Annotated in this window: 20 protein-coding genes and 1 pseudogene; 11 read left to right on the top strand and 10 right to left on the bottom strand. The window is 61.3% G+C overall.

The window, feature by feature from the left end; translation table 11 throughout:
* Nucleotides 1-54: 54 nt before the first annotated feature.
* The 3 genes and pseudogenes from AAF358_01820 (at nucleotide 55) to AAF358_01810 (ending at nucleotide 2,592) form a co-directional block, all read left to right on the top strand.
* A complete protein-coding gene (locus tag AAF358_01820; protein ID MEM7704257.1) occupies nucleotides 55-1,287 on the top strand; it encodes an HD-GYP domain-containing protein in 1,233 nt (410 codons plus the stop codon).
* Nucleotides 1,284-1,739: pseudogene (locus AAF358_01815) on the top strand (GGDEF domain-containing protein). The gene AAF358_01820 and the pseudogene AAF358_01815 overlap by 4 nt, the downstream one beginning before the upstream one ends.
* 181 nt (nucleotides 1,740-1,920) lie before the next feature.
* Nucleotides 1,921-2,592: an EAL domain-containing protein gene (locus AAF358_01810; GenBank protein MEM7704256.1), complete on the top strand. Its 672-nt coding sequence runs from the start codon at nucleotides 1,921-1,923 to the stop codon at nucleotides 2,590-2,592.
* Nucleotides 2,593-2,790: 198 nt separating this feature from the next.
* Here the strand turns inward: AAF358_01810 and AAF358_01805 are convergent, their stop codons facing one another.
* From AAF358_01805 to AAF358_01790, 4 genes are all read right to left on the bottom strand, one after another.
* The gene (locus tag AAF358_01805) at nucleotides 2,791-3,522 is read right to left on the bottom strand and encodes a hypothetical protein (protein ID MEM7704255.1); all 732 of its coding nucleotides are present in this window, start codon (nucleotides 3,520-3,522) and stop codon (nucleotides 2,791-2,793) included.
* 108 nt (nucleotides 3,523-3,630) lie between these two features.
* On the bottom strand, nucleotides 3,631-4,095 hold the full coding sequence (locus AAF358_01800; protein ID MEM7704254.1) for a DUF4149 domain-containing protein: 465 nt from the start codon (nucleotides 4,093-4,095) through the stop codon (nucleotides 3,631-3,633).
* Nucleotides 4,096-4,169: 74 nt separating this feature from the next.
* Complete coding sequence (locus tag AAF358_01795; protein ID MEM7704253.1) at nucleotides 4,170-4,892, bottom strand: crotonase/enoyl-CoA hydratase family protein; 723 nt, start codon at nucleotides 4,890-4,892, stop codon at nucleotides 4,170-4,172.
* Nucleotides 4,893-4,918: 26 nt separating this feature from the next.
* Nucleotides 4,919-5,437: a Rid family hydrolase gene (locus tag AAF358_01790; protein ID MEM7704252.1), complete on the bottom strand. Its 519-nt coding sequence runs from the start codon at nucleotides 5,435-5,437 to the stop codon at nucleotides 4,919-4,921.
* Between the two features lie 160 nt (nucleotides 5,438-5,597).
* Here AAF358_01790 and AAF358_01785 point away from each other — a divergent pair, with 160 nt between their 5' ends.
* Nucleotides 5,598-8,489: a diguanylate cyclase gene (locus AAF358_01785; GenBank protein ID MEM7704251.1), complete on the top strand. Its 2,892-nt coding sequence runs from the start codon at nucleotides 5,598-5,600 to the stop codon at nucleotides 8,487-8,489.
* A gap of 93 nt (nucleotides 8,490-8,582) precedes the next feature.
* The gene (locus AAF358_01780) at nucleotides 8,583-9,851 is read left to right on the top strand and encodes a cyanophycinase (protein MEM7704250.1); all 1,269 of its coding nucleotides are present in this window, start codon (nucleotides 8,583-8,585) and stop codon (nucleotides 9,849-9,851) included.
* Here the strand turns inward: AAF358_01780 and AAF358_01775 are convergent.
* The 4 genes from AAF358_01775 to AAF358_01760 form a co-directional block, all read right to left on the bottom strand.
* Entirely contained in the window at nucleotides 9,848-10,633 is a 786-nt protein-coding gene (locus AAF358_01775; GenBank protein MEM7704249.1) for a hypothetical protein, read from the bottom strand. The two genes, AAF358_01780 and AAF358_01775, sit on opposite strands and share 4 nt — an antisense overlap.
* Before the next feature lie 86 nt (nucleotides 10,634-10,719).
* Nucleotides 10,720-12,804, bottom strand: coding sequence for a patatin-like phospholipase family protein (locus tag AAF358_01770; protein ID MEM7704248.1), 2,085 nt, complete (start codon nucleotides 12,802-12,804; stop codon nucleotides 10,720-10,722).
* Entirely contained in the window at nucleotides 12,801-15,122 is a 2,322-nt protein-coding gene (locus tag AAF358_01765) for a di-heme-cytochrome C peroxidase (protein ID MEM7704247.1), read from the bottom strand. Before AAF358_01765 ends, AAF358_01770 begins: the two co-directional genes overlap by 4 nt.
* A gap of 9 nt (nucleotides 15,123-15,131) precedes the next feature.
* Nucleotides 15,132-16,811 carry a di-heme-cytochrome C peroxidase gene (locus tag AAF358_01760; protein MEM7704246.1) on the bottom strand — a complete coding sequence of 560 codons (1,680 nt, stop codon included), beginning with the start codon at nucleotides 16,809-16,811 and terminating at the stop codon, nucleotides 15,132-15,134.
* Between the two features lie 251 nt (nucleotides 16,812-17,062).
* Between AAF358_01760 and AAF358_01755 the strand changes: the two genes are divergently transcribed.
* On the top strand, nucleotides 17,063-18,772 hold the full coding sequence (locus AAF358_01755) for a 7TM diverse intracellular signaling domain-containing protein (GenBank protein MEM7704245.1): 1,710 nt from the start codon (nucleotides 17,063-17,065) through the stop codon (nucleotides 18,770-18,772).
* A 24-nt stretch (nucleotides 18,773-18,796) separates the two neighbouring features.
* On the opposite strand, the gene AAF358_01750 is transcribed toward AAF358_01755, so the two are convergent.
* Nucleotides 18,797-19,474: an ATP-binding protein gene (locus AAF358_01750; GenBank protein ID MEM7704244.1), complete on the bottom strand. Its 678-nt coding sequence runs from the start codon at nucleotides 19,472-19,474 to the stop codon at nucleotides 18,797-18,799.
* 39 nt (nucleotides 19,475-19,513) lie between these two features.
* On the opposite strand from AAF358_01750, the gene yjjX reads away from it, so the two are divergent.
* Nucleotides 19,514-20,128: an inosine/xanthosine triphosphatase gene (gene yjjX / locus AAF358_01745; GenBank protein ID MEM7704243.1), complete on the top strand. Its 615-nt coding sequence runs from the start codon at nucleotides 19,514-19,516 to the stop codon at nucleotides 20,126-20,128.
* 47 nt (nucleotides 20,129-20,175) lie between these two features.
* Nucleotides 20,176-20,775 carry a DM13 domain-containing protein gene (locus tag AAF358_01740; protein MEM7704242.1) on the top strand — a complete coding sequence of 200 codons (600 nt, stop codon included), beginning with the start codon at nucleotides 20,176-20,178 and terminating at the stop codon, nucleotides 20,773-20,775.
* Between the two features lie 24 nt (nucleotides 20,776-20,799).
* On the opposite strand, the gene AAF358_01735 is transcribed toward AAF358_01740, so the two are convergent.
* Nucleotides 20,800-22,854, bottom strand: a complete 2,055-nt coding sequence (locus AAF358_01735) for a TonB-dependent receptor (GenBank protein ID MEM7704241.1) — start codon at nucleotides 22,852-22,854, stop codon at nucleotides 20,800-20,802.
* 400 nt (nucleotides 22,855-23,254) lie between these two features.
* Here AAF358_01735 and AAF358_01730 point away from each other — a divergent pair, with 400 nt between their 5' ends.
* The 3 genes from AAF358_01730 to AAF358_01720 form a co-directional block, all read left to right on the top strand.
* A complete protein-coding gene (locus AAF358_01730) occupies nucleotides 23,255-24,907 on the top strand; it encodes a S8 family peptidase (protein ID MEM7704240.1) in 1,653 nt (550 codons plus the stop codon).
* A gap of 27 nt (nucleotides 24,908-24,934) precedes the next feature.
* Nucleotides 24,935-25,786, top strand: coding sequence for an EAL domain-containing protein (locus tag AAF358_01725; GenBank protein ID MEM7704239.1), 852 nt, complete (start codon nucleotides 24,935-24,937; stop codon nucleotides 25,784-25,786).
* A 123-nt stretch (nucleotides 25,787-25,909) separates the two neighbouring features.
* Nucleotides 25,910-26,094 (top strand): hypothetical protein (locus tag AAF358_01720; protein ID MEM7704238.1); only part of this gene is annotated, 185 nt, incomplete at its 3' end.

The raw sequence follows: 26,094 nt of genomic DNA, 5'->3' as shown, positions 1-26,094 counted from the left end.
TTTGATTTCGGCCGCCGATGGGTCCTCTTTAAAGGAAAGAAACGGCCCGCTCTCGTGAACCTGGCAGAGGTCAAAATCCGAACCAATACCGTGCGTATTGGCATGTTCGTCAGCCGACTCGACCGGCCCTGGCTGGAAACGCCGTTTTCGCTGCAGGGATTCCACGTACGAAACCCGGATCAGCTGCAGCAGCTCACGAAGTTCTGTCGGCACGTGTTTGTGGACACCAGCCGCGGCGAGGCCCCCGACCCCCGGTTTGTGGTTCATGACGACCACCAGGAGCTCGATCCGCAGGCGGTGGCGGAGATCGAAGAGCTTCGAGACACCGATTATGAGCAGCAGACCGAGATCCGGGATGAAATCGGTCCGGCCTCCCAAACCTATGATTCGCTGAACCAAAACATCAGTCAGGTGATGACAGATCTGCGTCACGGCAAAAAGCTCGATCTCGATCGTCTTTCCGAGGGGGTGGCGCTGATGATCGATTCGATCATGCGATGTCCGGACGCTTTTGCCTGTCTGACCGACCTCAAACGCAAAGACGTCTACTCCTATCGACACTCGCTGGGGACCTCGGTCTGGGCCGCCACCTTTGGCCGCCACCTGGGTTTGAATCGCGGATCGATCGAGCGTCTGGCGCTCGGCGGGTTGCTGCTGGACGTGGGCAAGACCCGGATTCCCGTTGAGCTGCTCAACCATGCTGAACAGCTTTCGGAGGGTGCGCTCAAAACGCTCCAGAGTCATGTGCAGCACAGCGTCGACATCCTGTCGGAAACCTCTGCGGCTGACGACAAGGTGATCGAGATGGTTGCGACCCACCACGAGCGTTTTGACGGGAACGGCTATCCCGCAGGTCTGCGGGGCCGCGAAATCCCGATGTTTGGCCGCATTGCGGGCATTGTGGATACCTATGATGCGCTGACTAGCGAGCGGCTGTACGCCAAGGCGATGTCGCCCCACAGCGCAGTGAACCTGCTGTATGAGTGGCGCGGGGTGGATTACCAAAGCGAGCTGGTCGAACAGTTTATTCAGGCTGTGGGCATTTTCCCCACCGGTACGCTGGTAGAGCTCAACAGCGGTGAGGTGGGTGTGGTGATCTCACTCAACGGTATCCGCCGCCTTCAGCCGAAGCTGATGCTGCTGCTCGATAGCAACAAGCAGCCGCTTGACGAGTTTGTCGAGCTGGATCTGAAGGAGCTTGATGAGGCCGGCGACGACTCCATCACGATCAAGCGGGGCCTGCCGCCAAGCTCCTATGGTCTCGACACCGAGAACCTGTTCCTGTGAACGAGGACAAGCTCACAGGCTTACAGGACCGGGCCAGCTTCATGCAGCGCCTGAAACTGCACTGTGAGCAGGCGATCACCATGGGGCATCTGCTCGGACTGGTGATCATCGACCTGGACCGCTTCTATCGCATCAACGACCAATTTGGCTTTCAGGTCGGAGATGAAGCGCTGCGCCACGTGGCGTCGCTGGCTACCGGCGCGGCTCGCAAGCGTGATCTGGTGGCCCGCATCGGTGGCAACCAGTTTGCGTTGATCCTTCCAGGCATCATGAATCAAGGCCATGCCGTCCTGGCCGCCGCCAAGCTCTTCCGAATGATGGAGGCGCCGATTGAGCTATGTGGCCACAAAGTGCTGGTGAAAGGCTCGGCCGGTATAGCGGTCAGCCCAAATCACAGTTCGAACTTTGATCGGCTGTTTGCGCACGCTGAACGCGCCATGAGGCAAGCCCGCGAAAGTGAGGAAAGCTACCGGCTCTCAGATGCGGATGCCGACGAGTCGGACGACAATGCCGTCAGCCTCGAATTTGAGCTGGAGTCGGCCTTTGCGTCTGGCGATCTGCGGATGTTTTTCCAGCCGAAGGTGCAAATGAGCAGCCGCCGGCCGGTAGGCGCGGAGGCGCTGGAAGAGCGGCATTCGCGGCTATGTTCCGCCGGAGCAATTTATTGCGGCGGGCGAGCGCACCGGGCTGATCAACAGCATGACTCAGTGGGCCCTCAACGTGTCGCTTCAGCTGGCGGCCAAGTGGCCGGATCGTTTTGGCGCCCAGACGATTGCCATCAACCTGTCACCCACCGTGATGGCTGACCCGGATCTCCTGGACATGGTGAGCAACTGTCTCGGCGTATGGGAAGTGCCGCGAGATGCCCTGTTGCTCGAGATCACGGAAAGCTCCGCGCTGTCCGACCCTGAGAAGAACTTTCAGAAGTTTAAGGAGCTGGCGGACCTCGGTGTCCAGATCTCGCTGGATGACTTCGGCACCGGCTACTCCTCGCTAGCCTACTTCCGCGACATCCCGGCCGATGAGGTCAAGCTCGACAAGATGTTTGTCCAGCGGATGGTTTCCAACGAGGCAGTCCGAAAAATCGCTCGGCTGGTGATCGAGTTGGCCCATGCCTTCAACATGTCGATTACCGCTGAGGGCGTCGAGGATGCGGAAACGTTTCGCCTGCTGGCGAGCATGGGCTGCGACTACGCGCAGGGCTTCTTGATTGCCAAGCCCATGCCCCATGAGGACTATCTCGTTTGGCTGCGGCAATACGATGGGCTCAGCCAGAGTGGCGCAAAATTCTGCAAGGCATCCTGAAGCCGCCAGCCCTGCTTATCGATCCTGCTTGGTTTGTTGAGCCTATGGGCCTGGCGGTACCCAGCTGGCACCTGGATGAGGGACCAGCAGCAGGTCGCAGTTCATCTTCGGAATGAGGTCGCGTGGCGTGCTGCCTTGCAACACTAGCAGCCAGGAATGCTGCCGTTTATTCGTAAAAGGTCGTATTGCTGCGGGGTATCAGGGGCTGGGAGGCGAGTCCGAGCCGGGGGAAAGCCGGACGTCAACGCGGATGGCGGTCTTGCGAAATGCGAGCTGGCATAGCCCATAAAAGCCGACCAGCAGCAAAGATAGGTTCCATTCGAGGATGTTGCTAAGCGCCTTTCGATCAAGCGCCCATTCTTTGGCCGGCACGCTGGCCAGGCCCATCAACAGCAGTAGCACACACGAGGTGAGCATGGCACGCGACAGTCTGCGTGAAAGGCCCCAGGACTCGCCGTGCCGCGAGACGAAACCGGCCAGGATGAGCTGGGCAAGGTAGGAGAGGCCGAAGTAGCAGTTGATGCCGTAGCGCCGCATCAGCCGGTAGCCCTCACCGCTGCTGCCGAGATAAACCACGTAGACAATCAGAAACAGACTGCCCCCGATTCCCAGCCAAGTCATGGCGCGAAGCCGCAGGCTGGTCGGTACCGATAGCAGGCGGAGCCAGACGGCGGCCAGCGTCCAAAACAACATGGTCAGCACCGCATTCGCGATCATGGCACCGCGGAACATGAAGATGGCCGGCTCGCCGCGCCCGGCGGCACTGATGCTGGCGCAGCCTTGCAGATAGGGAATACAGGCGGGGATCGCTTCGGCTTCGGTGGAAATCCACCACGCCAGGTTCACTGCGAGCACCGGCAGAACAAACACCAGCAGGGGAAGCCAACTCAGCCATTGAAGGGGCAGCGAATCGGCGACCAGCTTTGGCACCTAGCCGCCTCGTGCCCCGATCGGCCAACGCTGAAATCGCGGAAGTACCCGAACCGTCGTCACCTGTGATTGAACCTGCGGCGATCGAATCATCGGAGCGAGGGCGGCTCAGCCCAGCAGGCCGGGTAAGGTCAGCAGCATCGCAACGGCCAGTCCGAGACCAAGGAGCATACCGACACTGACGAGCATGACGTCCAGCTTATGCAGCCGATCAAAGCGGGCGTTTTCGCCCTTGTCTCGTGCGGCGTTGATGGCTGGGATCAGGCGCCATCCGATCGCAAACAGGATCGTCATCACCGCAGCAGGGATCAGATACCCCAACGCCAGCGTTGTCGTCAGACTGCCGGTGAAGCTGATCACGGCAGCCCCGATGGTAATCACGACCCCGCCCGCGACCGCAAATGCATGGTATCGAGGCCAGTAGGCCCGCAGCAGCGGTCCGCCGGTTTGCTCGCCCAGAACCCGGATTACCAGGGGTGCGACGGCGCCGGAACCGAAGACCAGCGCGCCTACGTAAAACGTCAGCACGCTGAGCAGTCCGAGCAGCAGATAGCTTTGAATCGAAACGTTCATCACATCGTCCTTTATCAACTCCAGCTACGGTAAGAAACTGCTCGTCAAGCCTTCGTCATTGCATCGAAACACATTCAGCGGGGGCGTGTACCCCGGATGCCCAGCCATACGGCGTCGAGCAGATCCAGCGGCAAACCGAGCCGGATCTTGCGCAACGTTGCGGCCCGGATACGTCGTTTGGACCTTCGATGGGCATAGGGATCGAGTGCCTTATAGTCCTCAGCGGCCCGCTGGGCTTCCTTCTGCAGCTCCGATGGATCGGCGAGCTGGTCAAAGAAGCCCGCCACCAGCGCCTCTTCGACGTCAAAGAACGCCGACAGCGTGACGGCCCGCTGATAGGCGGCTGGCGTCAGGCGGTGTTTCAGAGTGAGTGCCGCCACCCGTGGCATGGTCAGCCCGAGGGCAACCTCGTTGGCGGAAATCTTGAAGTCGCCGCGGCTTCCGATCACGTGGTCGGCGGAGAGCATCAGAAAGACGCCCATGGCCATGGCGTGGCCGCTGCAGGCGGCAATGACCGGATAGGGATAGGACATCACCCGCGCGGTCATGCCATAGCCGGCGCGAAGCATCCCCAGGGCTTGGGCGCCCCCACGCCTCATCACCTTCAGGTCAAAGCCGGCCGAAAAAACGTCCTCGCGACCCGTGAGAATGATGAGCGCTCGATCTTGCTCAGCGCGGTCAATGGCCTTGCGGAGCGCATGGAGCAGGGACGGCGAGAGGGCGTTTCGCTTGCCGTCATCCATGACGATGGTGGCTACACCGTCAACCAAACGGTACTCAACGAAGGGGGAGTCCATCAGCGTTTGGTTGGTCCGCGCTGACCTTATTGGGGCGCGTAGACCGTGAGCTCCAGCTCCACAAGCCCGGTGTCGGTAAACAGTTCGCTGACGCCGATGGCGGTCCAGGCGGGGGTCTCCGTTCCCATGAACTCGCGTTTGACGTCACGTATCGCGGCCATGTGCGCGAGTTTGCCCTCGGTGAAATACGGACTGGAAAACACGTGATAGCTGTTGATCCTTACAACGTCCTTCAGCGATGCGTCGAGCGACTGCAGGGTTGTCTCCAGATCAGCAAAGGAGCGTCGAAGGCTTTCTTTGAACGCCTCAGCACCGATCGGTTCGGAGCCCGGCGGGCCGGCGATGACGCCTGACATATGGATATAGTCTCCGGTGCGAACGGCCGGCGCATAGCCCCAGCTTGCCTGGAAGTCCCGGGCGCCCTGGCTGGCGGCAACCGCAACGGTTCGATCGCCGTTTGAATCCTCGGCTTGGTTTTTCTCCTGCGCCTGTACGGGTGCCAGGTACAGCAGAATCAGAACGATCATGAGTTTCTGGATTTGCATGGATGCCTCCGGCTAATGCTGTCGCGCTATTGTCCCACGAGAATCCGGCTTCGGGCGGTGATTGCTTCCCAGAAGGATCTTTGGCGACGTCACCTGATTTCACATAGCCAGCGGACAAGGGCTGCTACACTCTGGATTTATACCACCTGGCGTCCCGACATTGCCGACCAGCCGCTTTCAACATGCTGCTCGTCTCGGAATCACCAGTCTGCTTCTGCTGGTTTGTGGTGCGCGGCTGCCGCACGCGGCTGAAGCGCCGGTTTGGTCCAGCCCCAGCGCCGTTCATTTTGACGTCCTGACCTTGGCGGATGGCCTGTCGGATTCAACCGTCTACAGCGTCTCCCGAGATAGCCAGGGACAGATGTGGTTCGGTCTTGCGGCCGGCGGGGCCAACCGCTACGACGGCTATCGGGTAGAAGCCTTTCTGCACGATCCGGCCACCCCATCATCGCTCTCCCATTCTGCGGCTGGTGAGGTGCTGGCCACCCGCAGCGGCGCCGTGCTCATCGGAACCTGGGGCGGCGGTCTCAACCGTATGCTCGACGCTGACGGTCGCTTTGAACGGCTGAATCCGGAGAAACCACCCCAGCGAATCCAGGTGCTGTTCGAAGACCGCGAGAGTCGGATCTGGGTGGGCTCCGCGGATGACGGCCTCTATCGCTTGGAGAACGCCTCCGGCGCCGACCTGGAGCCGGTATTTCGGCCTGATGGCGAGGGGTTTGGACGGGTATGGTCGTTGACCGAAGATCCGTCTGGCAGGCTCTGGGCGGCAACCGATCGAGGGCTTTTCGATCTGCGCGGCACCGAGGTGCGCCCCAAAAACGGCTGGACCGGGCATCCTCGCGCGGTGCTCCACGACGGGGAGTCTTTGTGGGTGGCTGACAGCCAGGCGGTTTTTCGCTGGCAGGATGATCAACTCACGGTGCTGCAAACGGGACTGCCGCTGATCAATACGCTGGCTCGCTCGCCGTCGGGCGACGTGTTGGTGGGAACGCTTGCCGGCCTGGTGGCCTTCGACGCCGACGGTCAGCGTGTTGCCCCCTTCGGGCGTGCGGAGCTCAGCCTTTTTCCTGATCGCAACATTCGGCGGGTCTATTTTGACGAAACCGGTGTCGGCTGGATTGCCACCCGGGAAGCTGGCGTCATCCTCGCACTTCCGACGGCCCAGGGATTTGACGGGTTCTCGCTGGATTCCAGGCTGGATACGGCCGATACGCTGATCGAGCTGGATGTCGACGACGTGCTGATCGGCTCCCGACGGGGCCTCTGGCGACTGAGAAAAGCGCAGGGGTCTAGCCCGCTGGAACAGATCCCGGGCAGCGAAGGCCTGTCGATCAATCGGCTGGCGCGGACCGAGGACGGCGTGCTGCTGGGCACGTATGACGGTTTGCTGAGTTTTGACCCGGTCAGCGGACTTTTAAGTTCCACGCCTGAGTTTGCTGCCGTCAAAGGCATGATGGTCACAGCGGTCAACGTGGCACCCGACGGGACCACGGATGTCGGCACGTTTACCGACGGGCTTTTCCGGTTTCGGCCGGACGGCGAGGTTGAGCAGCTGGTGCGGAGCGGCGTCAATCCGATCCCGGGTGTAGCCGTCAGCGATATCGAAGTGGATAGCCTCGGGCGCACCTGGCTCGGTCTTTGGGACGCAGGGATTGCAATGATTGATCAGCAAGGCGCGATCTCGTCATTTGAGCGTGACTCACTGGCCATCGAAGGACTGATTCATGATCTGCTGCCAACCGACGAGGCCTTGTGGGTTGCCACCAGCTTTGGCTTAAGCCGGTTTGATCCTGTGACCGGCGAGAGCTTGTCGGTCAATCTCATTCGCGAGTTCCCCAACACGGCGGTGCAGCGTCTGGCCGAGGGGGCGGGCCGCATCTGGGCCGGAACGACCCGTGGAGTTGTTGCTATCGACCCCGCGTCGCTTGATGTGACCCGGTTTACCACCGCTGACGGACTGACCGTCGAAGAGTTTTTTGCGCGCGCCGGCTATGTCGGCAAAAGTAATCGGGTCTATTTTGGCGGTCTCGGAGGGTTCGTCAGTTTCCTGCCTGATCAGGTGCTGCTCAATCCCCAGCCGCCGCGGCTGGCGATCACGAGAGCCTGGATTGACGGTCAGCCGGTATCGACGCAGCAGCCCATGGTTCTGACCCCGGGCCAGTCCACCGTTCGGGTGCGCTATCTGGCTTCAGATTTTCGGAATCCCTCAGCCAATCGATTCCGCTGGCGCCTGCTCGGTGATGATGACGACTGGTCTGAAGCGACCGGCGCCCCGGAGACGCTGCTGACGGGGCTGGCCCCGGGCGACTATCGCTTCGAGCTTCAGGGTGCTAACGCCAACGGCATCTGGAATCGGGAATCCACGGTGCTCCCGATTGTGGTGCAGCCCGCGTGGTGGCAGACCCTGCCGGGCAGGGCGACAGCGGTCGGTGCGTTGCTGCTGACCGTTTTTCTCCTAAGCTTCTGGAATACGCAGCGGATTCGGGGTCGCAATCGGGTCTTGACGGCCGAGGTCGAACGTCAGACCCGAGCCTTGCGCGAGGCAAATCATTCGCTCGCGAAATCCGCTGCTACGGATCATCTGACAAAGCTCGCCAACCGTCGAGGATTTCTCAAACAGGTGGAGTCGGAAGCAGCCGACTCGCAGCGCTATTTCGCCCTGCTCGACGCGGATAACTTCAAGCAGGTCAACGATCTGCATGGCCACGAGGTCGGCGACAACGTGCTGCGTCACGTGGCGGACGTCTTGCGGGATGCTTCACCCGCCAACGCGCTGGTGGCCCGCTGGGGCGGCGAAGAGTTTGTGATTCAGTTTCGCGCGACCGACATGGAAGCCGCCCACGAAGCTATGGAGCAGGTCCGACTTGCGGTGCTCCATCGCCAGCCGGGTGGCAACCTGGCGGAAACCCCGGTTTCAATCACCATCGGCCTCGCCCAGACGGCGCCCGGCGAACCGCCGATGCATACCATCAATCGAGCGGACGCGTGTCTGCTGGCCGGAAAAGACAGCGGCAAGAACCGCGTCTTTTCAATCCCCGGCTCCGCCTGAGCGCACGACCCAGAGACGGGATCTTTCCATCCACCGTCGTTTCCCGCATGATTCGCGCTCGACGTTAACCGGGTTGGTCCTGCCGCTCACGCAATGACGCTAACGCGCTTCAACAACTTGTTTGTCAAAAGTCTGCCCGCCCTGGCGGATGTCGCCTGGGGGGCGGTGGCTGTTGTCGCGCAGGCGGGCACGCTGGTAATTGTGGGTGGCGGCCTGAGCAGCACCAACGACGCCGTCTTCGAGTCTTTTATCGATGCGCTCCCGAATCCTCAAACCGACACCATTGCGGTCATCGCCGCAGCGTCCGCGGAACCCGTCCGTGCCGCTGAAAGGTTCACTGGGGATCTCGCTGACTTTGGCGTTGCGTCGGCTAGGCTGCGGCCGATCGCGCTCGCCTCGCGAGATGATCCCGCAACGCCCGATGTGGATGAGAGCACCTGGGCAGGCAACGGCAGCAGCCTCGAGGAAGCCGCCAGACTGGAAGAGGTGGGTGGTATCTGGTTTACGGGCGGGGACCAGCGCCGGCTGTCCGAGGTTTTGCTCGACCAAAACGGTCAGCCCACGGTCATGCTGACGGCCATGTTGGAGCGCTTGGCGTCGGGGGCCGTTATCGGCGGAAGCAGCGCGGGCGCTGCGGTGATGTCGGATCCGATGATCACCGGCGGCGACAGCCTGACCGCGTTGCTCGATCGGGGGGCAGATAAGGCCGGCGAGGCGCGGAGGCTGGATGCCGGGTTGGGGTTTCTGGACCGTGCGGTTGTCGACCAGCACTTCGGCGAGCGCGCCCGCCTGGGCCGGCTAGCGGTCGCGCTGGCCGGGGCGCCGGCAGAACGTCGGCTGGGCATCGGGATCGACGAGGATACGGCGGTGGTTGTGGATGTTGCGACGGCTGAGGCTCGGGTTGTCGGTTACGGGGATGTCACGGTACTGGATGCGCGGAGTGCCGAGCTGAGTTCGGGCACGGAACGCTTCGCCGGAGAGAACCTTAAACACTCGGTCTTTTCGGCGGGTGATCGCTTTTCGCTGAGCGGTCCGCAGGCGATTGTCGACGCGTCGCGACAACGGTCCGTCGGCAACGAATACTTCAGCCGCCCACCCCGGAACGGCGGCGGCATGGCGTTGCCGCCGGAGCGCTTGTCGCGGCTGCTGGGTACCGAGCTGCTGGATAACGCCGAGGCCGAAGTCCTGAATCGAATGTCGTTTGACGGCACCGCGGGTGTGCTGTTTCAGTTTCGGCAAACGGCGGCGAGCGAGGGCTACTGGGGTCGAGACCGTTTTGGTCGCGAGCAGTATTCCATCACCGAGCTTGAGTTTTCGATTATTCCGATCAGCGTGAAAGCCGAGGTTCCGGCCACGCGTTAGCCATCCACTTCAAAGCCGCTGGCAAACACCAGCTCTGGAAGTGGTTCGATAGTGGGGCTCAGCATCGCCGCGTCACCGGCGATAAACGATACGCCAAACGTGTTGGTCGCATCGACAACGGCACCGCGTTCACTCTTACTTTCCAGCTGCATAAACACGTAGACCTCATCACCCGGATTGAGCGTAAACTCCAGCGTGTCTTCCGAGAGGTCCAGCGTCGGCAGCAGAAACAGCTGGGCTTGATCGAGCACCTCCCCCTCGCCCGCAACTTCCTCAAAGATGAAGGTGGCAAAGTCGGTGCTGAAGGTAGCGTTTTCATACACATACACCGCAATCCGACCTCGGATGACCCCTTCGGCCTGATTGTCAGGTTGATCGACCGTGCCGGTCAGCGAAGCCAGAACCATAAAGGTCTCCGGTGACGCGCCCATAAACGTATAACCCTGGATGGCCGTCACGATTGCGTCGACCGCGTTGTTGTCATCCAAAGTCGAGCGGGCACGCGCCCGCAGCAGCGGGCTAAACGCATCACCGGTAAACGTCGCTGAGCCAAAACCGTTTTCTGTGCCACTGTTAAAGAGGCTCGCCGCAGCGTTTTCAAAAAATTCGCCACCGTCGACCTGTTGATCGTCGAGGCCGCCGGGGCGTAAACAGATCGTTGCGCAGCTGTCGAAAAAGCCGATATCAGCAATGGCACCGTAGCCGCTGGTGATTCCGCTTTGGGCGGCCGCCGCAGAGGAGACCAGCAGTAAAGCGAGGGCAAAGGAGGGGCGATGTTTCATGGCTCAGCTTCCTCTCATGCGGGGAATGACATTCCCAATTCATGCTAGAGGCCTGGCCGACACGATACAAGCGCAGGACGGGGCCGCTAAGTCGTGCCGCTCTCCGAATCGGTCTCCCCTACGTCCAGCCCTTCTTTGACATTCGTGAAGAGCTGCTCGAGCGGCACGTTGGCCAGGGACCCTGCGCCGAGCCCGACGCTCTTGATGATCTGCAGGCCCAGCTCGCGATAGGCTTCAAAGTGTTCTTCGTCGTAAAACTGATCGGCCGTCGGGTCATTGGGGAATGCTGGGTCTTTGCGCCAGAAGGCGTAAAGGTCGGCGGTCATTTCCCGGCACATCATCGGTCGAAGATAAAGGATCTGGCCGGTGGTGCCGTCCGCATACGTCACGCTGCCCAGGGCGTGGGCGCAGTCCGCCAACGGCTTGTCCATTTCGTCGTACAGCTCATCCACATTCAGCGATACGCTGGCCCGAAAATCCACGCGGGCTCGCTGGATGGCCTTGCCCATCTCGTCCATGGTGAGCTTGGGGTCGGAGCCGGCGTCGGAAGCGATGATGAACCGGCAGCGCCGCCGGAGCAGTTCGTACAGCCCAAGGTTCTCAAAATGAGCGCCATCTGAGAGGTGCAAGTGCCCCGCCTTTTCGTTTAGCCCGACGCCCAGCATCTCGCGGGTCATAAACGCCAGCCACGCCGCCAGCGGTCGCCGGCCGGTGGTTCGCGGGCTTCGGATCCAATAGCCCAGGCGAATGTTCAGCAGTGCCATCAGGAACGCGATTGGTCGCGCCCGGGTTGCCGGGGTATTCGGGTCGAGCGCCGCGCCGGAGATGGTCAACGCGGTCGACAGCTCCATCGCGCCGTTAAGAAAATTGGGGGTGCGTCGAAAGCCCGTTGAGGTTGCGCCGCAGTAAAGCGGTGAGAACGTAAAGTTATCTCCGCCACGCCCGCGCAGCTTCACCGATTTGGATGACGTGGTGTTCATGTTGGCGTTGAGAACATGAAAGGGTCCACCGGACTCAGGGGTCACCTGCTCTAGTCGGAAGGCCATCGCCTGGCGATCGCCACCCTCGCTGCTGTCGCCCTTCAGGGTTCTCGGCATGAAGGCGTGCGCCATGCGGGCTCGATAGTAGTGGTGCATGGAGATCAGGTTGACGTCACAACCCAGCGCCAGCAGCACCGAGAGTCCCAGCATCGAAACGAAAACCAGGCTGTCCAGCAGGTTGACGTGAGCAACCAGATGATAGGTCAGGACCAGACAGCCGTAGAGAAATAGCCCGAGGCCAATCGCCGGGCCGTTGCCGGTTTTGGCGGACTGTTTGCGGATCATGGTGATTAGCCCGGTAACAATCGGGATCATGTACGTCAGGCTTCGGGTGGTCGCCGCCGCCAGCTCTGAGCTCAGGTGCCGCATGGCCAGGTCGTCCAGGCTGTGAAGCACCGGCACCATGCCGACCGCAAACAGCGCGATCGACCCAAACATCAGGTTGCCCATCAGCCTGCGCACGTCGACCAGACCCACGCCTGACCGAGCGAATGGCGCCGCGCTTATCGCGGCGAAGGCCAGCACCATCAAGAGATAGGTGAGCGCGGCGGTGCCGGCCAGATAGAGCGACAGGGCAAAACCGTCATGGCCCTGAAGCGGCGCGCCGCCGGGAATGAGCAGCCAGGATGGAAAGTTCAGCGGCAGCCAGTCTTGCGCGGCCAGCGTCACCAGCAGCAGCATCGGTGGGACCATGACCGCAAGGTTCAGCAGCGTGCCGGCGAGGATCGCCGCCAGCAGCGTCCAGATGGAAAAACCGCGAGGGCTGATCAGGTAGCTGCCGTTGTTGCGAAGCCAGTCGACCACCGTTCCAGACTCGTTCGCCAGCGGCGCATAAAAGGTCTCGGACGCCTCGGGTCCCAGCCGGTGTCGCAGCCAGGTGAGACACGAGGCGATATAGCCACCGCCAGAGACGGAGGACAGGTAATCCACCCGTTTGAGCAGCCCCATCGACTCCAATCCCTGGAGCACGCCTAGGTTGAAGACCGCTGAGCGGATTCCCCCGCCAGAAAAACACACCGCCAGCTGCTCTTCGTCTTCGGGTTGACCCGCGGCTAGCCGCCGCTGTCGGAGCCAGGCCTGCTCATCGTGCAGCACCTGGTCAAAGTCTTTGGTGTAGTTGCCGTCTGTCAATGCCAGGGTCCGCAGGCTTTGGGCTCAAAGTCCGCCGGCGTGCCCGGCTCGTCCCTGTGAATCTTGAGGTATTCGACCAGGGCCCACCGCTGCTCGTCCGACAGCAGTGGGCCTATCACGCCGCCGGGCAGCGGGTTGGCATCGGGGTCCTGCTGGTGGGCCTCCCAAACGTCGGGGCTCGCGGTGAAGCCGTGCCCTAGGTTCCGGTTGCCCGGCAGGCTCGCGTCAAACCAAAACCCGTGATCTTCGGTGCCTGCCAGCGGCTCGCTGACGTAGCCGGCGTGGCGCGGATCGTATTCCTGCCGGCCGACGAAGAAGCGTGATGGACGATCTTCCGGCGGCAGCAGCATGTGGTACAGGCTGGGCACCGAGCCGTTGTGCAAAAAGGGTGGGGTGGACCACACACCTTCCAGCGGGCGGGGTTTGTACCCGTCGACCACCTGGGGCAGATCCAGAATACCGAAGCCCTGGATACAGGCTTTCTCCTCGGCAGTGACGCCATAAGCCTCAAAAAAGCGGTTTTTGATCATGAGCCCAACGATGTTGAGGCCCTGGCCCAGACTGACCTGAGAGGTATCGACAGCCGCAAGCGTGGCGTTAGCGTGCTGACGCCCCTGCGTTGTGAGCCAGTAGAGATGCTCGGTTTGGCAATCGAGTTCGCACGCGACGGTATCGGGCGGCGGCTGATCGGCACGCGTCTCAGGAGGTGTTGGCAACAGCTCGTCGAACGCTGCGGCGATCTGGGTGAAAAACTGATCTACTTCACCGGGCGGCGTCTCCTTGAGCAGCGGATAGGCCGCAACCAGCGCTGGGAGCTCGCCTACAGCGAGCTCGGCCTGCTCCCGTCGGGCCAGCACCTCGCGTAGCCGATAGCGGCCATTCCGGCGCAGGCTCTCATCGAGCAGCGGGCCGACCAGGTTTGCCACCTGCTGATTGGTGATACCCGCGGCGGTTAGGTCGTAGCGACGCTCGACAAATCCATTCGCGGAGGCGGCATCGGTTCCGATTTCCGATACCGGAATGACCGGAATCTGCCACTCGGTTGACGGCCCCGGCTTGCCAGGCGCGCGCGCCTCCTGTCGAGCCTGGCTGGCGACATGAGGGCCGTGGCAATGCTGGCAGAGGTCCTGGAAGAGCCTTTTGCCGTCTTCCGCCAACGTCTGGTTGACCGGGCCCAGGATGTTCTCGGGCCACTCAGGCGGCGTCAGCTGCTGCAGGGTTCGCTCGATCTTGACCAGGTCGCGGATGTCCACCGAGCTGGTAAAGCGGTCTTTCTCCGGAACCGGACTCCCGTAGCTGTTGGTCAGATTGATCATGGCGCCAACGCCTAGCGCTTCGCCGACATTCCGAGCGAGCGGTTGGTTCACCGATCCGGTGTACTGCACCCAGTCGAACTTCCAGATATTCCAGACGTAGGGGAAGCTCACCGGGGCATCTGAGACTTCGTAGTTGGCCGGCACCAGGTGATCGCCAAAAACCGTGTTGGCAATCCGTCCCAGTGCATCGGTGCGGCCAAATCCCTCGGTCATCGGGTAAAGATGTCGCAGCGGGTTGTTCTGACCCTGTTTCAGGAAGGCGCCGATCGTCCGGCTCAGCTGCGAGCGAAGCTGACGTTTGCCTTCCGGGTAGTTCGGGCCAATTACCGCTTCGGCAAAACGGCTGAACTTAAACGGGTTGGTGTAGGTGGCGATTAGGGACGCCAGCAGCACCGGACCGAAGTTTCCCCGGCTCATATCGGTAAACGCATGCATGGCCTGACCACCGTCGATGCGCAGGGCGTAGCGCTTGCCGTCTTTGGCGTAATGGATCTCCCCGGAGTGACATGCGGCGCAGGTCAGGTCGAGCACGTCCTCGCCGAGCAGCGGACTGAAATGACGCGTGAACCCCACCGGCAGAAGATCCGGATTGGCCGGCGTTGGCTCGCTGTCGACCAAAAATCGATAGCGCCTCAGATGGTCCGGGTCGGCAAACCGTTCCCGGCTGAACGGCAGCTCGAGATTGACGAACCACTGGTAGCGCAGCGGATTGACCGTCTCGCCCTGAGGCAGGCTCGTGCCCTGCGGCGTGTAGTAATAGGTCTGACGTGGCTGCGAGCCACGCTCACGACCCCATCCCTGGCCCAGGTAGACGATCTCATCGACCGGCTCGTAGGCCGGGATGGACGAGACCGGCGCCAGGACAAACACCGCGAAGCCAACGCCAGCCACTAGCCCCAGCACCACGCCGATCACCAGCACCCACTTGATGATTCGCCCGAGCGTAAGGCCCGCCACGCTGCCGATTAGCCGGCGAACGGCGCCTGGTCGTCCGTCAGTCATTCGTTCCCCCTACAGTGTCTTCAGGTGTTCCAGCAGATCCATCCGCTGTGCTTCGGTCAGCTCGGCACCGTACTCATGGCCGCTGTTGCTGTTGCCCGGCAACGCCGTGTCGAACAGACTGCTATGCAAGCTCTTATCGGTTTCGAGGCCCAAAAACTTGGGTTGATACTCGCGTGAACCCACGTAAAACCGCTTGCTCCGCTGCTCGGCCGGCAGCAGAAGCTCGTACAGGCTCGGTACCGATCCGTTATGAAGATAGGGGGGTGACGCCCAGATCCCGTCGAGGGCTCGCGCCTTATAAAAATTCGGCCGGTCGTCCAGCTTCGCCTTGAGCACGGCGTGATAGCCGGTCAGGGTTGCGTGCAGCGCCTCAACCGGATGCCGGAGCGTCGCGCCGAGGGCAAGGTTGACCACCATCAGGATGGCTCTGGACGACTCGCCAAACCGTTCGCCTGCCACCACCGCCTGATGTTCACCCTGTAACGGTCCGGTGGCAGCCGTCGCGTTGATGAAATTGGCCGCAGCCTTGGGGTCAGTACCGATTTCTTCCACCGGCGTTAACACCGCTCGCAGTTTGCGCTTCGGGTCAGTCCGATCGACACGCTCGTGACATCCCTGGCACAGGCTGTCGTAGAGCGCGCCGCCGCGCGTTGCCGCCTGGCGATCGATGGCCCCAAGAATGTCCTCAGGCCAGGCCGGTGCGGTCAGCTCGAAGAGGTCGTTTTGTATCTTGCCGAGATTGTCGAAGTTGACGCTGGATCGGTAGCCGCGCGCCGAGGCGAGACCCGACGCCGGTGCGTCCAACTCGACGCTCCCATAAACCGCGATCGCCGTGGTCACGTTCTGGATCAGCGGGCCGGGCGCCGTGTTGGGTGCCGAGCCGTTCCACTGCACCAAATCCAGATGGGGGGCGCTCCAAAGCATTGGAAAGCTGACGGGCGCGTCCGGCGGTTGCCCGTTGCCGGGCTGGGCGGTAAACGTCACGGTGGCGGCATTAAAGATTTGACCGAAAGCGTCCAGTCGACCGAAGCCATACTGAACCTCGGTTTGATTCATTTGATGGCGGGTGCTCAGGTTTTCTTTGATGCGCTTTAGCTGAGTACCAAGCGGGCCGTTGACGTCTGGAGACTGCCCCTGCGCATTGGCGAAGCGTGCGAATTTCTGCGGCTGTTTGAGGGTGGCGTCCAGCGCATCCAGCAGGGACTGCTCAAAGGCGGTGAGGTTGAGCATGGCGGGGCCGCCGTCGATCCGCATTCGGGTGCCGCTGAAATGCAGCTCCCCAACGTGACAGGCAGCGCAGCCGAGTCCCACCCATGCGTCACCCTGCTCGTCAACATCACGGGTGAAGCCGACCGGCAGTGCGTCAGGATTGTGGGCGGCCGCCTGCTGCGGCAGGAGGCCAAGCGCTTCGACGTTCGTTGACTCGAGCCATCGCTTATCGCTTGCGGCCTGCTCCAGCGCGGTGATCCAGGCATATGGCATCAGCCGAGAGCCGAAGCTGGCCGAATAAAGCCAGCTACGCGTGGCCGCGGTCCAACCCTGTTCCAGCGAAACGACGTCGGGCGAGCCGGTCACGGCGTCGCCGGTTTTTATGGCCGGCCCCAGCTGGGCCCGCTCCCGCGAGAGTGTGAACCATGCCGCTAGGGTAAGCAGGGTCACCACCGACGCGATTAGCATCAACTTGCGCATACATCCCCCAATGAATCACGCAGGCCCACCATGGCGTGAGATTGTCTGGAAAGCAACGGGAATTTTTGAACAAATTTGACAAAAGTCCCTCTGTTTGTAGGATCGAGTGTTGAAGTAAACGATTCAGGTGCGAAGCTTTGGGGGTCCGGCAACTGAAATCTATCGGGCTTCTTTTGTTGTTGCCTGTAATGGCTCTGGCTCAGCAGCCAGAGCCTCTGCCGTCAGCTGGTTCCCAACCAACATCCGACTCAGTGGCCAACACAGACAGTCGAGGCGCAATTCCAGCGGCTTATCGGCCAAACTCCATTTCCGTAACGCTGACCTCCGAGGTGCTGGATCTGACGCCGCACATCGGCGTATTCGAGGACACGGAGGCGGCGCTAACGATCGACGAGATCAGCGCGGCATCCTACGCCGAGCGCTTCAAGGGCGTTGACGGATCACCCAACTATGGCTTCAGCTCGTCGGCTTGGTGGGTTCGGGTTAGCTTTGCCAACGACAGCGAGATCGATCAGGCGCTGTTGCTCCGCGAGTCGTATCCGCTGCTGGACCACCTGGATCTCTGGTATCGGGACTCCCAGGGATCCAGAGACTGGATTCATCGACAGACCGGCGATCGTCTGCCTTTTGCTTCCCGGGATATTGCGCACAAGGACTACATATTCCCGGTGGTGCTTCCGGCTGGTGCGGAGGTCGATTTTTACTTCCGGTACTACACTCGCGGCTCGGTCAATATCAGCCTGACCGCCAGCCAGCAGACGTCGATGCTCGCAACGATCAGCCGTCAGCAGCTGGCGTTTGGGATTTACTACGGCGGTTTTGTTGTGCTGGTTCTGTACAACCTTTTGATGTGGCTAACGGTCAAGGACAAAGCGTTCCTTTACTACCTGCTGTACGTGGCCAGCTACGGCATTTATTTTGCAGTCAACAACGGTTTTGCGTTTCAGTACTTCTGGCCCGACATGCCCTGGTGGGCCAACCAGTCGCTCGTCGTCATGCTGACATTGTCGCTGTTTTTTGCCATGCACTTTACTCGCGTTTTCCTGCGGCTTTCGGAAAACGCGCCGCGGCTCGACACGGTTTCGATCTACCTTCAGGGGGTGATTGCGGTGGTGCTCGTCGTCGGGTCGTTTTTGCCCTATCGATCGATCATTGTGCCGCTGTCAGGGCTCACGGTCGTGGTGGTCTCGCAGATTATCCTCTGCGGCACCGTGACCCTGCTGAAAGGGTATCGCCCGGCGCGCTACTTTATGCTCGCCTGGGGAGCGCTGCTGCTCGGCGTCATGGCCTACATGCTGAAGACCTTTGGCTTGCTGCCCCATAACGTGGTCACGGAACACGGGCAGCAAATCGGTTCGCTGATCGAAATGGTGCTCCTCTCGCTCGGGCTCGCCAGCCGGGTGGACACGCTGCAGCGCCAGAGCCTGACCGATCCGCTGACCAGCCTGGCAAATCGGCGCTTCTTCGATGAAAAGCTCCTGGCAGAGTTTGAGCGAGCCGGCGGCCAAGGCCAGGCGCTTGCGCTGCTGATGGTGGACATCGACCACTTTAAGAATTTTAACGACCGCTTTGGCCACGCCTGGGGTGACGAGGCGCTCAAGATGGTCGGGGCGGTCCTGCAGGACAACGCGAGGCCGCAGGATCACGTTTGCCGCTACGGCGGCGAAGAGTTTGCGGTCATTATGCCCGGAGCCGATCGAGCGGCCGCAGTCGACGTCGCCGAGCAGCTGCGAATCAGCGTCAGCGAAGCGGACATGCGCGGCGAGCGACTCTCGGTAAGCGTCGGCGTAGTCTCGATGCAAGACGATCGCTTCACCACCGCGGCCGCGTTTTTTGACGCCGCCGATCGCGCGCTTTATCAGGCCAAGTCGGACGGGCGCAACTGCGTTGTGGGGTTTTCACCGACGCTGGCCAAGCGTTACGCTCGCCGAGCGACCGATCTGCTGCCGGTGCGCTCCTAGCTGCGCACAACTAATGCGCCGGTCTTATCGCTGGCCATCCGTTGCCAATAGATCGGCAAACCAGAATCCATCGCGCTCAACCCGTTCCCCGACGCGGACCTCCACGTCGACAGAGAAATCTGGGGATCGGGTTACGAATGTGTGGAACTCCCCGTTTTCGCCGCAGGGGTCAACGCTTGTCGGAAGCGCGTCCAGCAGCTGGCGATCAAAGCGCCGGCCGACCAGCTGTGGGTCCAGTGCTTTGGGGTCAACACAAGTGAGAAAAGCGTCGAGTCCGCCCTCGATCATCTCGACGGCCAGTTCTTTGGTGTTGCGTTGCCAAAGCGGGAAAATCGGCTCGATACGCGACTCGGCCAGCAGGTTCTCCCGATAGGCGCGGATGTCTTCCAGGAATAGATCACCAAACGCCATGTGGGTCACGCCCGCAGCCTCCGCCTTGGCAATCACCCGCGCCGCCGCTGCCTCATAGGCGCCGTTCGGGCAGGGATAGGGAATCTCAGCGATCAAAACAGGCAAATCCAGGGCAACACCCTGCGCCTCCAGCAGCGTGCGCCGCACCGCGTGCATTGCGACGCGATCGGCGTCCGCGTTGACCGACGTGACCAGTGCTTCCACCTGAAACGCTGGATCCTTATTCAAGGTGTGCAGCGTCCAAGCACTGTCTTTACCGCTGCTCCACCAGAGCCAGGTTCGCTTTGTCACCCCGAATACCTCACCGTCGAAGGTTAATGGCCAGCATCTTTGCACATCATTAACTCGCTGGCTTTGGACCTGTCCGTCAAGCGATACAATCGGCGCTTCTGCAAGGAGTTTCGAGATATGCGCGTGATTGTCGCATCCAAAAATCCGGTCAAGGTTGCCGCGGCGCGCGCCGCTTTTGAGGCGCTGTTTCCCGACGCTGCGATCGAGGTTGTCGGCGTCAGCGTGCCGTCGGGTGTTGCTGAACAACCAATCGGCGACGAGGAGACCCGCGCGGGCGCGGCCGGCCGCGCAGCGGCGGCCCGGGAAGCTCGCCCTGAGGCGGATTTTTGGGTGGGTCTCGAGGGCGGGATCGACACAATCGGGGCGCAGCTCCTGGCGATTGCGTGGATGCATATTGAAGGCCCGGACGGCATGTCGAGCCAGGCGCGCAGCGCGAGCCTGCCGCTGCCTCCTGCCATTGCAGCGATGATCGACGAGGGTCTGGAGCTGGGTGAGGCAAACGACCGGGTGTTTTCGACCCTCAACAGCAAGCAGGGTGGGGGCGCGTTTGGTCTTTTGACAGACGGGCGCTTAACCCGTGAGGGTGTGTATGCTGACACCCTGGTTCTCGCGCTTATGCCTTACACCAATAGCCTGTTTCCCCATGCCGTCTGAGATTCACTGAGCTGCACGCAGGTCGTCGCTTTCTAAAGGAAACCATAGTGAAAAATGCCGTTGTCGCCATTGTTGTAATCGCTGGCTTTGCCGCCGGCTGGTTCTTTGTCTCACCGCTGTTCATCGACGAGGCGGTCGACGAGCCGCTCACCTTTGTACTGGAGGACGGCTCATTCGATATGGATAGCGTCATGTCGATGCCGGAACAAAAGCGAACAGCGATGAAGGACGACATCATGGCCGCAGCCGCCGGCATGGCCGACCGGTCTACCGCCGAAACGATGCCCCCGGAGACGCCGCGTCTCGTTGCAACCGGTTCGTTTATCGACGCGGACGCCATTCACAAAGGCGAGGGAACGGCCAAGCTTTATGCTTTGCCCGACGAGCGTCACATCGTTCGTTTTGAAGATTTCCGCACCACCAACGGGCCGGCGCTATATGTCTATCTGGCGAAGCACCCCAACCCGACGACGGCCGCGGACGTCGAGGACGGAGGGTACGTCAGTCTGGGTGAGCTGAAGGGTAATGTCGGCAACCAGAATTATGAGGTGCCACCCGAAGTCGACGTCAGTGACTACGGCAGCGTCGTGATCTGGTGCCAGCTTTTTGGGGTGTTGTTTTCGCCCGCCGCGCTCGCCGCTGAGTAAGCGTCAACGGGTTGCCGAACTCCCCTAAAAGGTGCCGCTGATGTCCAGAAATACCTGGCGCGGGCTGGTGCCGTCGCGTACCTCGGTAAAGGCCCGGACCCCGTCGCTTCTGGGGCCGTCGAACACTTCGCGCCGGCGTTCCGACCCGTTTCCCAGGATATTCTCAAAACCCAGGCGTATGCGCAGCGCGCCGATGGCACGCGTTTCAATAAACGCGTCGAGGTCAACGCCGTTTTGGAAGTTGTCGCGCTCATCCAGGCCAAATTCAGGCGCGTCGTCAAAAAAAGATATGTCGCCGCCCCAGGCGAATTTTCGGGCCGTGAGGTCCTGACGAAAGGCGATGTCAGCCCGCCAGCGACGCTCTCCAGAAAGACGCCGATCCTCGCTGGTGAGCGGATCGGTAACCGAAGACGTTTGCCACTCTCCCGAAAGATCGAGGCGGCCGTTGGATACGCCAACCGCGTCGAGAGGCAGTGTTGCGGTAGCGTTCAATCCCGACCGGGTCCCGTCGCCGATGTTGCCCGGAACCTCCAGCACCCCCTCCAGCGGCAGCAGGTCCTGCACGTCGGAGATATCGTCGTGAAACGCCGTCAGCGTCATCACCCCCAACTCTCCAAAACGTCGCTCGAGCGACGCCTGCAGCGCGACGGTGGTCTCGGGAGACAACGCTGGGTTGCCGAGCGACAGCTCAACGTCACCGAGATCGGCCGCGCTGGCAAAGTCATTGAAGTTGAGCTGACCGATTTCGCGCTGAGCGTTAAACCGATACTGCAGCGCTTCCGTGGGTGCGTAGGTCAGAATCAATCCGGGTTTGAAGAAGGTGAAATCCCGCTCATCGGCAAAGCCGCCGGTTTGGGTGATGGTCGAAAACTCGGCCGCCAGGATCAGATCTACTGCCACGGGTCCCACCGCAAAACTGTCGGATAGAGTCAAATCCGTCCGTTCCTCCTCAATTTCCGTCACCGCGCCTGGCACGTCCTGGAGAACCAGCGACCCGTCCACGTTGCGGCGCAGCTCAAACTCACTTTCCAGGCGATTGACGGCGCCTTCAACCGCCGCCTCAATCAGATGCCCGTCCAGGCCCGCGTAGTCAAATTCGAGGCGCAAGATCGATTCGGTTTCGACGGAGTCAAACAAGGTGGCTGTGTTGGTGAGATTCTGATCGCGGAGGACGAGCGAGCCCGTTTCGGTAAAGTTGGTCCGGCGGTAGATGCCAATGACTTTTCCGTCGAGCGAGGCGCTCAGCGGGCGCTCGCCGTCGAGGCCAAGTTCGAGCGTGTCTCCTTCGTCGGTATCCCCCTGGAACAGGACAAAGCTTGAGCCGCCCTCAGGTGTTCTCACCGATGTCTCGCCGCCGTCTTCGTCAAACGCGAAGTAGCTGGCGTTGAAGCGGAGCGTTGCGTCCCCGACAGGCATCCGGCTTTGGAGCGTAAACGTGCCGCGGGTTCCTGTCTCGCGGAAAACCTCATCGCGGGTCTCCAGCAGATCGCCGACCGGTCCGAGTACCCGCTCATCTCGGTTGCGCACGCGCAGATAGTGATCTGCCTCCAGGCCGACATTAACGCTGGCCCGGCCTAGCTCAGTCGCTGCTGAAACGCGCCCGAAGGGAAAGCCAACGTTGTCGTTTTCATACGCGTTGCCGCCGAGGGTCCACGCGCCTGACGTCCCGCCCCGCCGTCGAATAACGTTGGCAATGACGGTCTGTCCTCGTAGATCGGTCCCGCCGGTCTGCCCCCGGATGACCTCGATCCGCTCGATCCGGGAGGCCGGGATGCGCAGCAGAACGTCAGAGGGCTCTTCGCTCTTAGACGAAACACGTTTCCCGTCGAGCAAGACATTGCCGGCGCTGCCGGCGAAGCCTCGTGAGCCGTCGCCGTCGTCCAGCGAAAATCCCGGGACGTTCTGGACCATATCCAGCGCTGTCACCGGGGCATAGCGCGTAAAGAACCCGGCCTGGTAGGTCACCGTACACGAAGCGCCGTCGCACACCTGCTGCCCCTGAAGTACGTTCGTACCGTCTACGGCGCTGGTCGCGTCGTTTTGGGGTTTGGCGAGAGATGTTCCTGCGCCGAAAAGCATAGTGAGCGCCAAAGCAGACAACCCAGGAGTCCATCTCGCTGGTTGTTTTGTGGGGCTGCTGTGGGTCGGCGAGATCATATAAATCGTGAGCTTAGGCTTGAATTCTCGGTTGGTGGCGATTTTCTGGGCAGCGAGGATACGCTACTCGATACCTCGTTAATACCGCTAAAAGTCTATTAACGACGTTTCCACACCAAAATTTTGCGAATGCACACCGTTTTTTTCGCGTAGCCCCGATTGTTGCGTTCAACAAATCGCGAGGCGGGCCGCACGCAAGACGATTTGCTTTTCTCTAAAGCATTGATATTAAAAGTTTTTCGCAAACCTCTTCCCCAAAAACTCATGTTGGCACAGTGCTTGCTCCATAGGGGCCATCGATTCACACAACGGACTGTTTGACATGAAATCACTGAGCACAAGCATCAAGAAAGCGCTGGCCGCCACCGCCCTGGCAGGGATCGCCACCGCTGGCATCATCATGACCCAACAGCCCACGGCTGCACCGGAGGTGGCCCGCGACGTCATCGTCCAGGGCGCGTCGCTGGAGCACGTGGTGACCGCGGTTACCACCGTCGGCGGTGAGATCACCCACGAGTTGGGGATCATCAAGAGCGTCGGCGCTGAGATGACCGATTCGGAAATCGCGGAGCTGAAGACCCGCTTCCCCGGCGTGCGTTTGATGCACGACAACAAGGTCGAAGTCGCCGACCGAAATGAATACGAGGGCAAGCCAGCTGGCGCCCCACGCGTGGTAGATGCCAGCGCCCTGCACAGCTCCGGCGTTACCGGTCGCGGTGTCACCGTGGCGATGATCGACACGGGTACTAAAAAGCTGGATTCACTGCGCTGGGGCCCAGGTGAGGACGGACGCCGAAGAGTCACGGTCGGCTACAACGCTATCACCGATACGGCTGGCTCTCTGGACGTGGTCAGCGACTCCTACGGCCATGGCAGCCACGTCGCCACAGTGATGGGCAGCGGCTCGGGCGAGGAAGACGGCGAATGGTCCAACGGGATCGCGCCGGAGTCAAACCTGGTGATGGTCAAAGCCTTCGGTGACGACGGCACCGGCACCTACGCCGACGTGATTCGCGGGATCGACTGGATCGTTCAGAACCAGCAGGCGCACGACATCCGCGTCCTGAACCTGTCGTTCTCGGCCGAGCCCCGCTCACACTACTGGGACGATCCGCTGAACCAGGCGGTGATGGCGGCCTGGGAAGCCGGCATTGTGGTGGTGGCCTCCGCCGGCAATGACGGTCCGGATGCGATGACTATCGGCGTTCCGGGCAACGTGCCCTATGTGATCACGGTCGGCGCGATGACCGACAACTACAGCCCCGATAATGGGTCTGACGACCTGCTGGCGAGCTTTTCCGCTGCGGGCCCGACCTACGAAGGCTTTGTGAAGCCGGACATCGTTGCGCCTGGTGGTCACATGCTCGGACAGATGGGTCGCAATTCTTACCTGGCCACCTCCTATCCGGAGTTTAGATCCGGAGAGTCTGGCTACTTCACCATGTCCGGTACGTCTCAGTCGGCGGCGGTCGTCTCAGGCGTCGTCGCGCTGATGCTTGACTATGACCCGAGCCTCTCGCCGGACGACGTGAAGTGCCGGCTGATGGCCAGCGCCCAGGCGGCGCGGGAGCCGAACGGCGACCTGGCGTACAGCATCTTTCAGCAGGGTAGCGGCATGGTGAATGCAGCCGAGGCAGTCCTGAGCACGGAAACCGGCTGCGCCAACGTCGGCCTCGACGTCTCGGCTGATCTGGCGGGCACCGCCCACTTCGGTGGCCTGGCTCGCCAGAACGAAGACGGCGACTTCTATATCGAAGGCGTGGATGGCTACCTCTGGGCCAATGGCTATCTCTGGGCGAACGGCTACCTGTGGGCCAACAGCGAAGCGGAAGCCAACGGCTACCTCTGGGCCAACGGCTATCTGTGGGCCAACGGCTACCTTTGGGCCAACGGCTACCTCTGGGCGAATGGCTACCTGTGGGCAAACGGCCTGACCGAGACCACCAGCGTCAACAGCTGGGTCGAGCAGGAATAGGTCGGGCTAGCTACAAGGAGCGTAGCCATGAGAGATGCAAACAAAGTCGTACCGATCCGCCAGGCCAAGCCTGACAGTGCGAACCGGTACAGCGTTGAGGAGGTCCGTGCGGCGCTGAGGGAGGGCCGCATGGAGCTTCACTACCAGCCTCAGTACTGTCTGAACAGCGGCCGTACGGTCGCCGCCGAGGCATTGGCGAGGCTTCGCGATCGCAACGACGAGCTGGTCTATCCAGATCGGTTTATCGAGGAGCTGGAGCACCACAACCTGATCGTCGAATTCGGACGGGCCGTGATTGCGCGAGCCTGCGAAGACCTGAAAACCTTACGCGGCCGTCAGCTGCCCGGCATCCGTGTTGCTGTGAACCTCGCAGCAAATCAGCTTAATCTGGACTGCACGCTGGCCGACTACGTCACGGCGGAGCTCAACAAGCACGGCCTGGAGCACGGTGACATCGAGTTTGAGTTGACCGAACGCCAGGGCTTTTCAGCAGCAAGCCCAGGCGCGAGCCAGCTGGTCAAGCTGGCCAGCCGAGGCTCGAGAGTCGTTCTGGACGACTTTGGTGTCGGCTACGCCTGCGCGGCGTCACTGCGCGATCTGCCGTTCAGCGCCATCAAGATCGACCGGCTGGTGCTACAGGACACGGGTCGATCCGAGGTCCGCCTCGGCATGCTCGAAGGTGTACTGGCGCTGGCGTCCCGGCTGGGTCTCGAGGTCATCGCTGAAGGCATTGAAACCATCGACCAGGAGCAGACGCTCAAGACCCTGGGTTTTCGCTGGGGGCAGGGTTTTGGCTACGCCATGCCCATGCAGGCCGAGTCGCTCATGAATTTTCTGAGCGACGAGGTTCAGTGGCCGGCCAGCCTGGTGCTGGGCTAGTCGCCATCGGCACCGCATGGGTGTCGAACGATATTCGAACCAAAACACTCCTGCCGGCTAAAGGACGCGCCGGCGAAGCCGATGAACAGGTGTCATCGAAGCTTACCGCTGTAGCCGCCATGGATGGCAGCTGCCGCGGTTTTCTTTTTTCATGGCTCTGGTTGGGATGATGGCCGTGATGGCCGGGGTCAGAGTAAAGGGACAGAGTTGTTACCAAGATTACTCGAGGATTCCATGGAATACTGTTCACTTGCTTGGGCGCAGCTTCAACGAAGTGTAGCAAATCCTCAAAAGTTCACGCCAAGTCC

The sequence above is a fragment of the Pseudomonadota bacterium genome, from assembly GCA_039033415.1.
Lineage (GTDB): Bacteria > Pseudomonadota > Gammaproteobacteria > Xanthomonadales > SZUA-38 > JANQOZ01.
Note: the sequence above shows the minus strand (reverse complement) of the source record. Positions and strands in the feature narration are given on the sequence as shown.

Bases quoted from the DNA above. Each gene is read 5' to 3' on its own strand.
- AAF358_01795 (MEM7704253.1), bottom strand. From the start codon at position 4,892: ATGGACTCCCCCTTCGTTGAGTACCGTTTGGTTGACGGTGTAGCCACC.
- AAF358_01765 (MEM7704247.1), bottom strand. From the start codon at position 15,122: ATGACTGACGGACGACCAGGCGCCGTTCGCCGGCTAATCGGCAGCGTG.
- AAF358_01780 (MEM7704250.1), top strand. From the start codon at position 8,583: ATGACGCTAACGCGCTTCAACAACTTGTTTGTCAAAAGTCTGCCCGCC.
- AAF358_01735 (MEM7704241.1), bottom strand. From the start codon at position 22,854: ATGCTTTTCGGCGCAGGAACATCTCTCGCCAAACCCCAAAACGACGCG.
- AAF358_01800 (MEM7704254.1), bottom strand. From the start codon at position 4,095: ATGAACGTTTCGATTCAAAGCTATCTGCTGCTCGGACTGCTCAGCGTG.
- AAF358_01790 (MEM7704252.1), bottom strand. From the start codon at position 5,437: ATGCAAATCCAGAAACTCATGATCGTTCTGATTCTGCTGTACCTGGCA.
- AAF358_01725 (MEM7704239.1), top strand. From the start codon at position 24,935: ATGAGAGATGCAAACAAAGTCGTACCGATCCGCCAGGCCAAGCCTGAC.
- AAF358_01775 (MEM7704249.1), bottom strand. From the start codon at position 10,633: ATGAAACATCGCCCCTCCTTTGCCCTCGCTTTACTGCTGGTCTCCTCT.
- AAF358_01730 (MEM7704240.1), top strand. From the start codon at position 23,255: ATGAAATCACTGAGCACAAGCATCAAGAAAGCGCTGGCCGCCACCGCC.
- AAF358_01760 (MEM7704246.1), bottom strand. From the start codon at position 16,811: ATGCGCAAGTTGATGCTAATCGCGTCGGTGGTGACCCTGCTTACCCTA.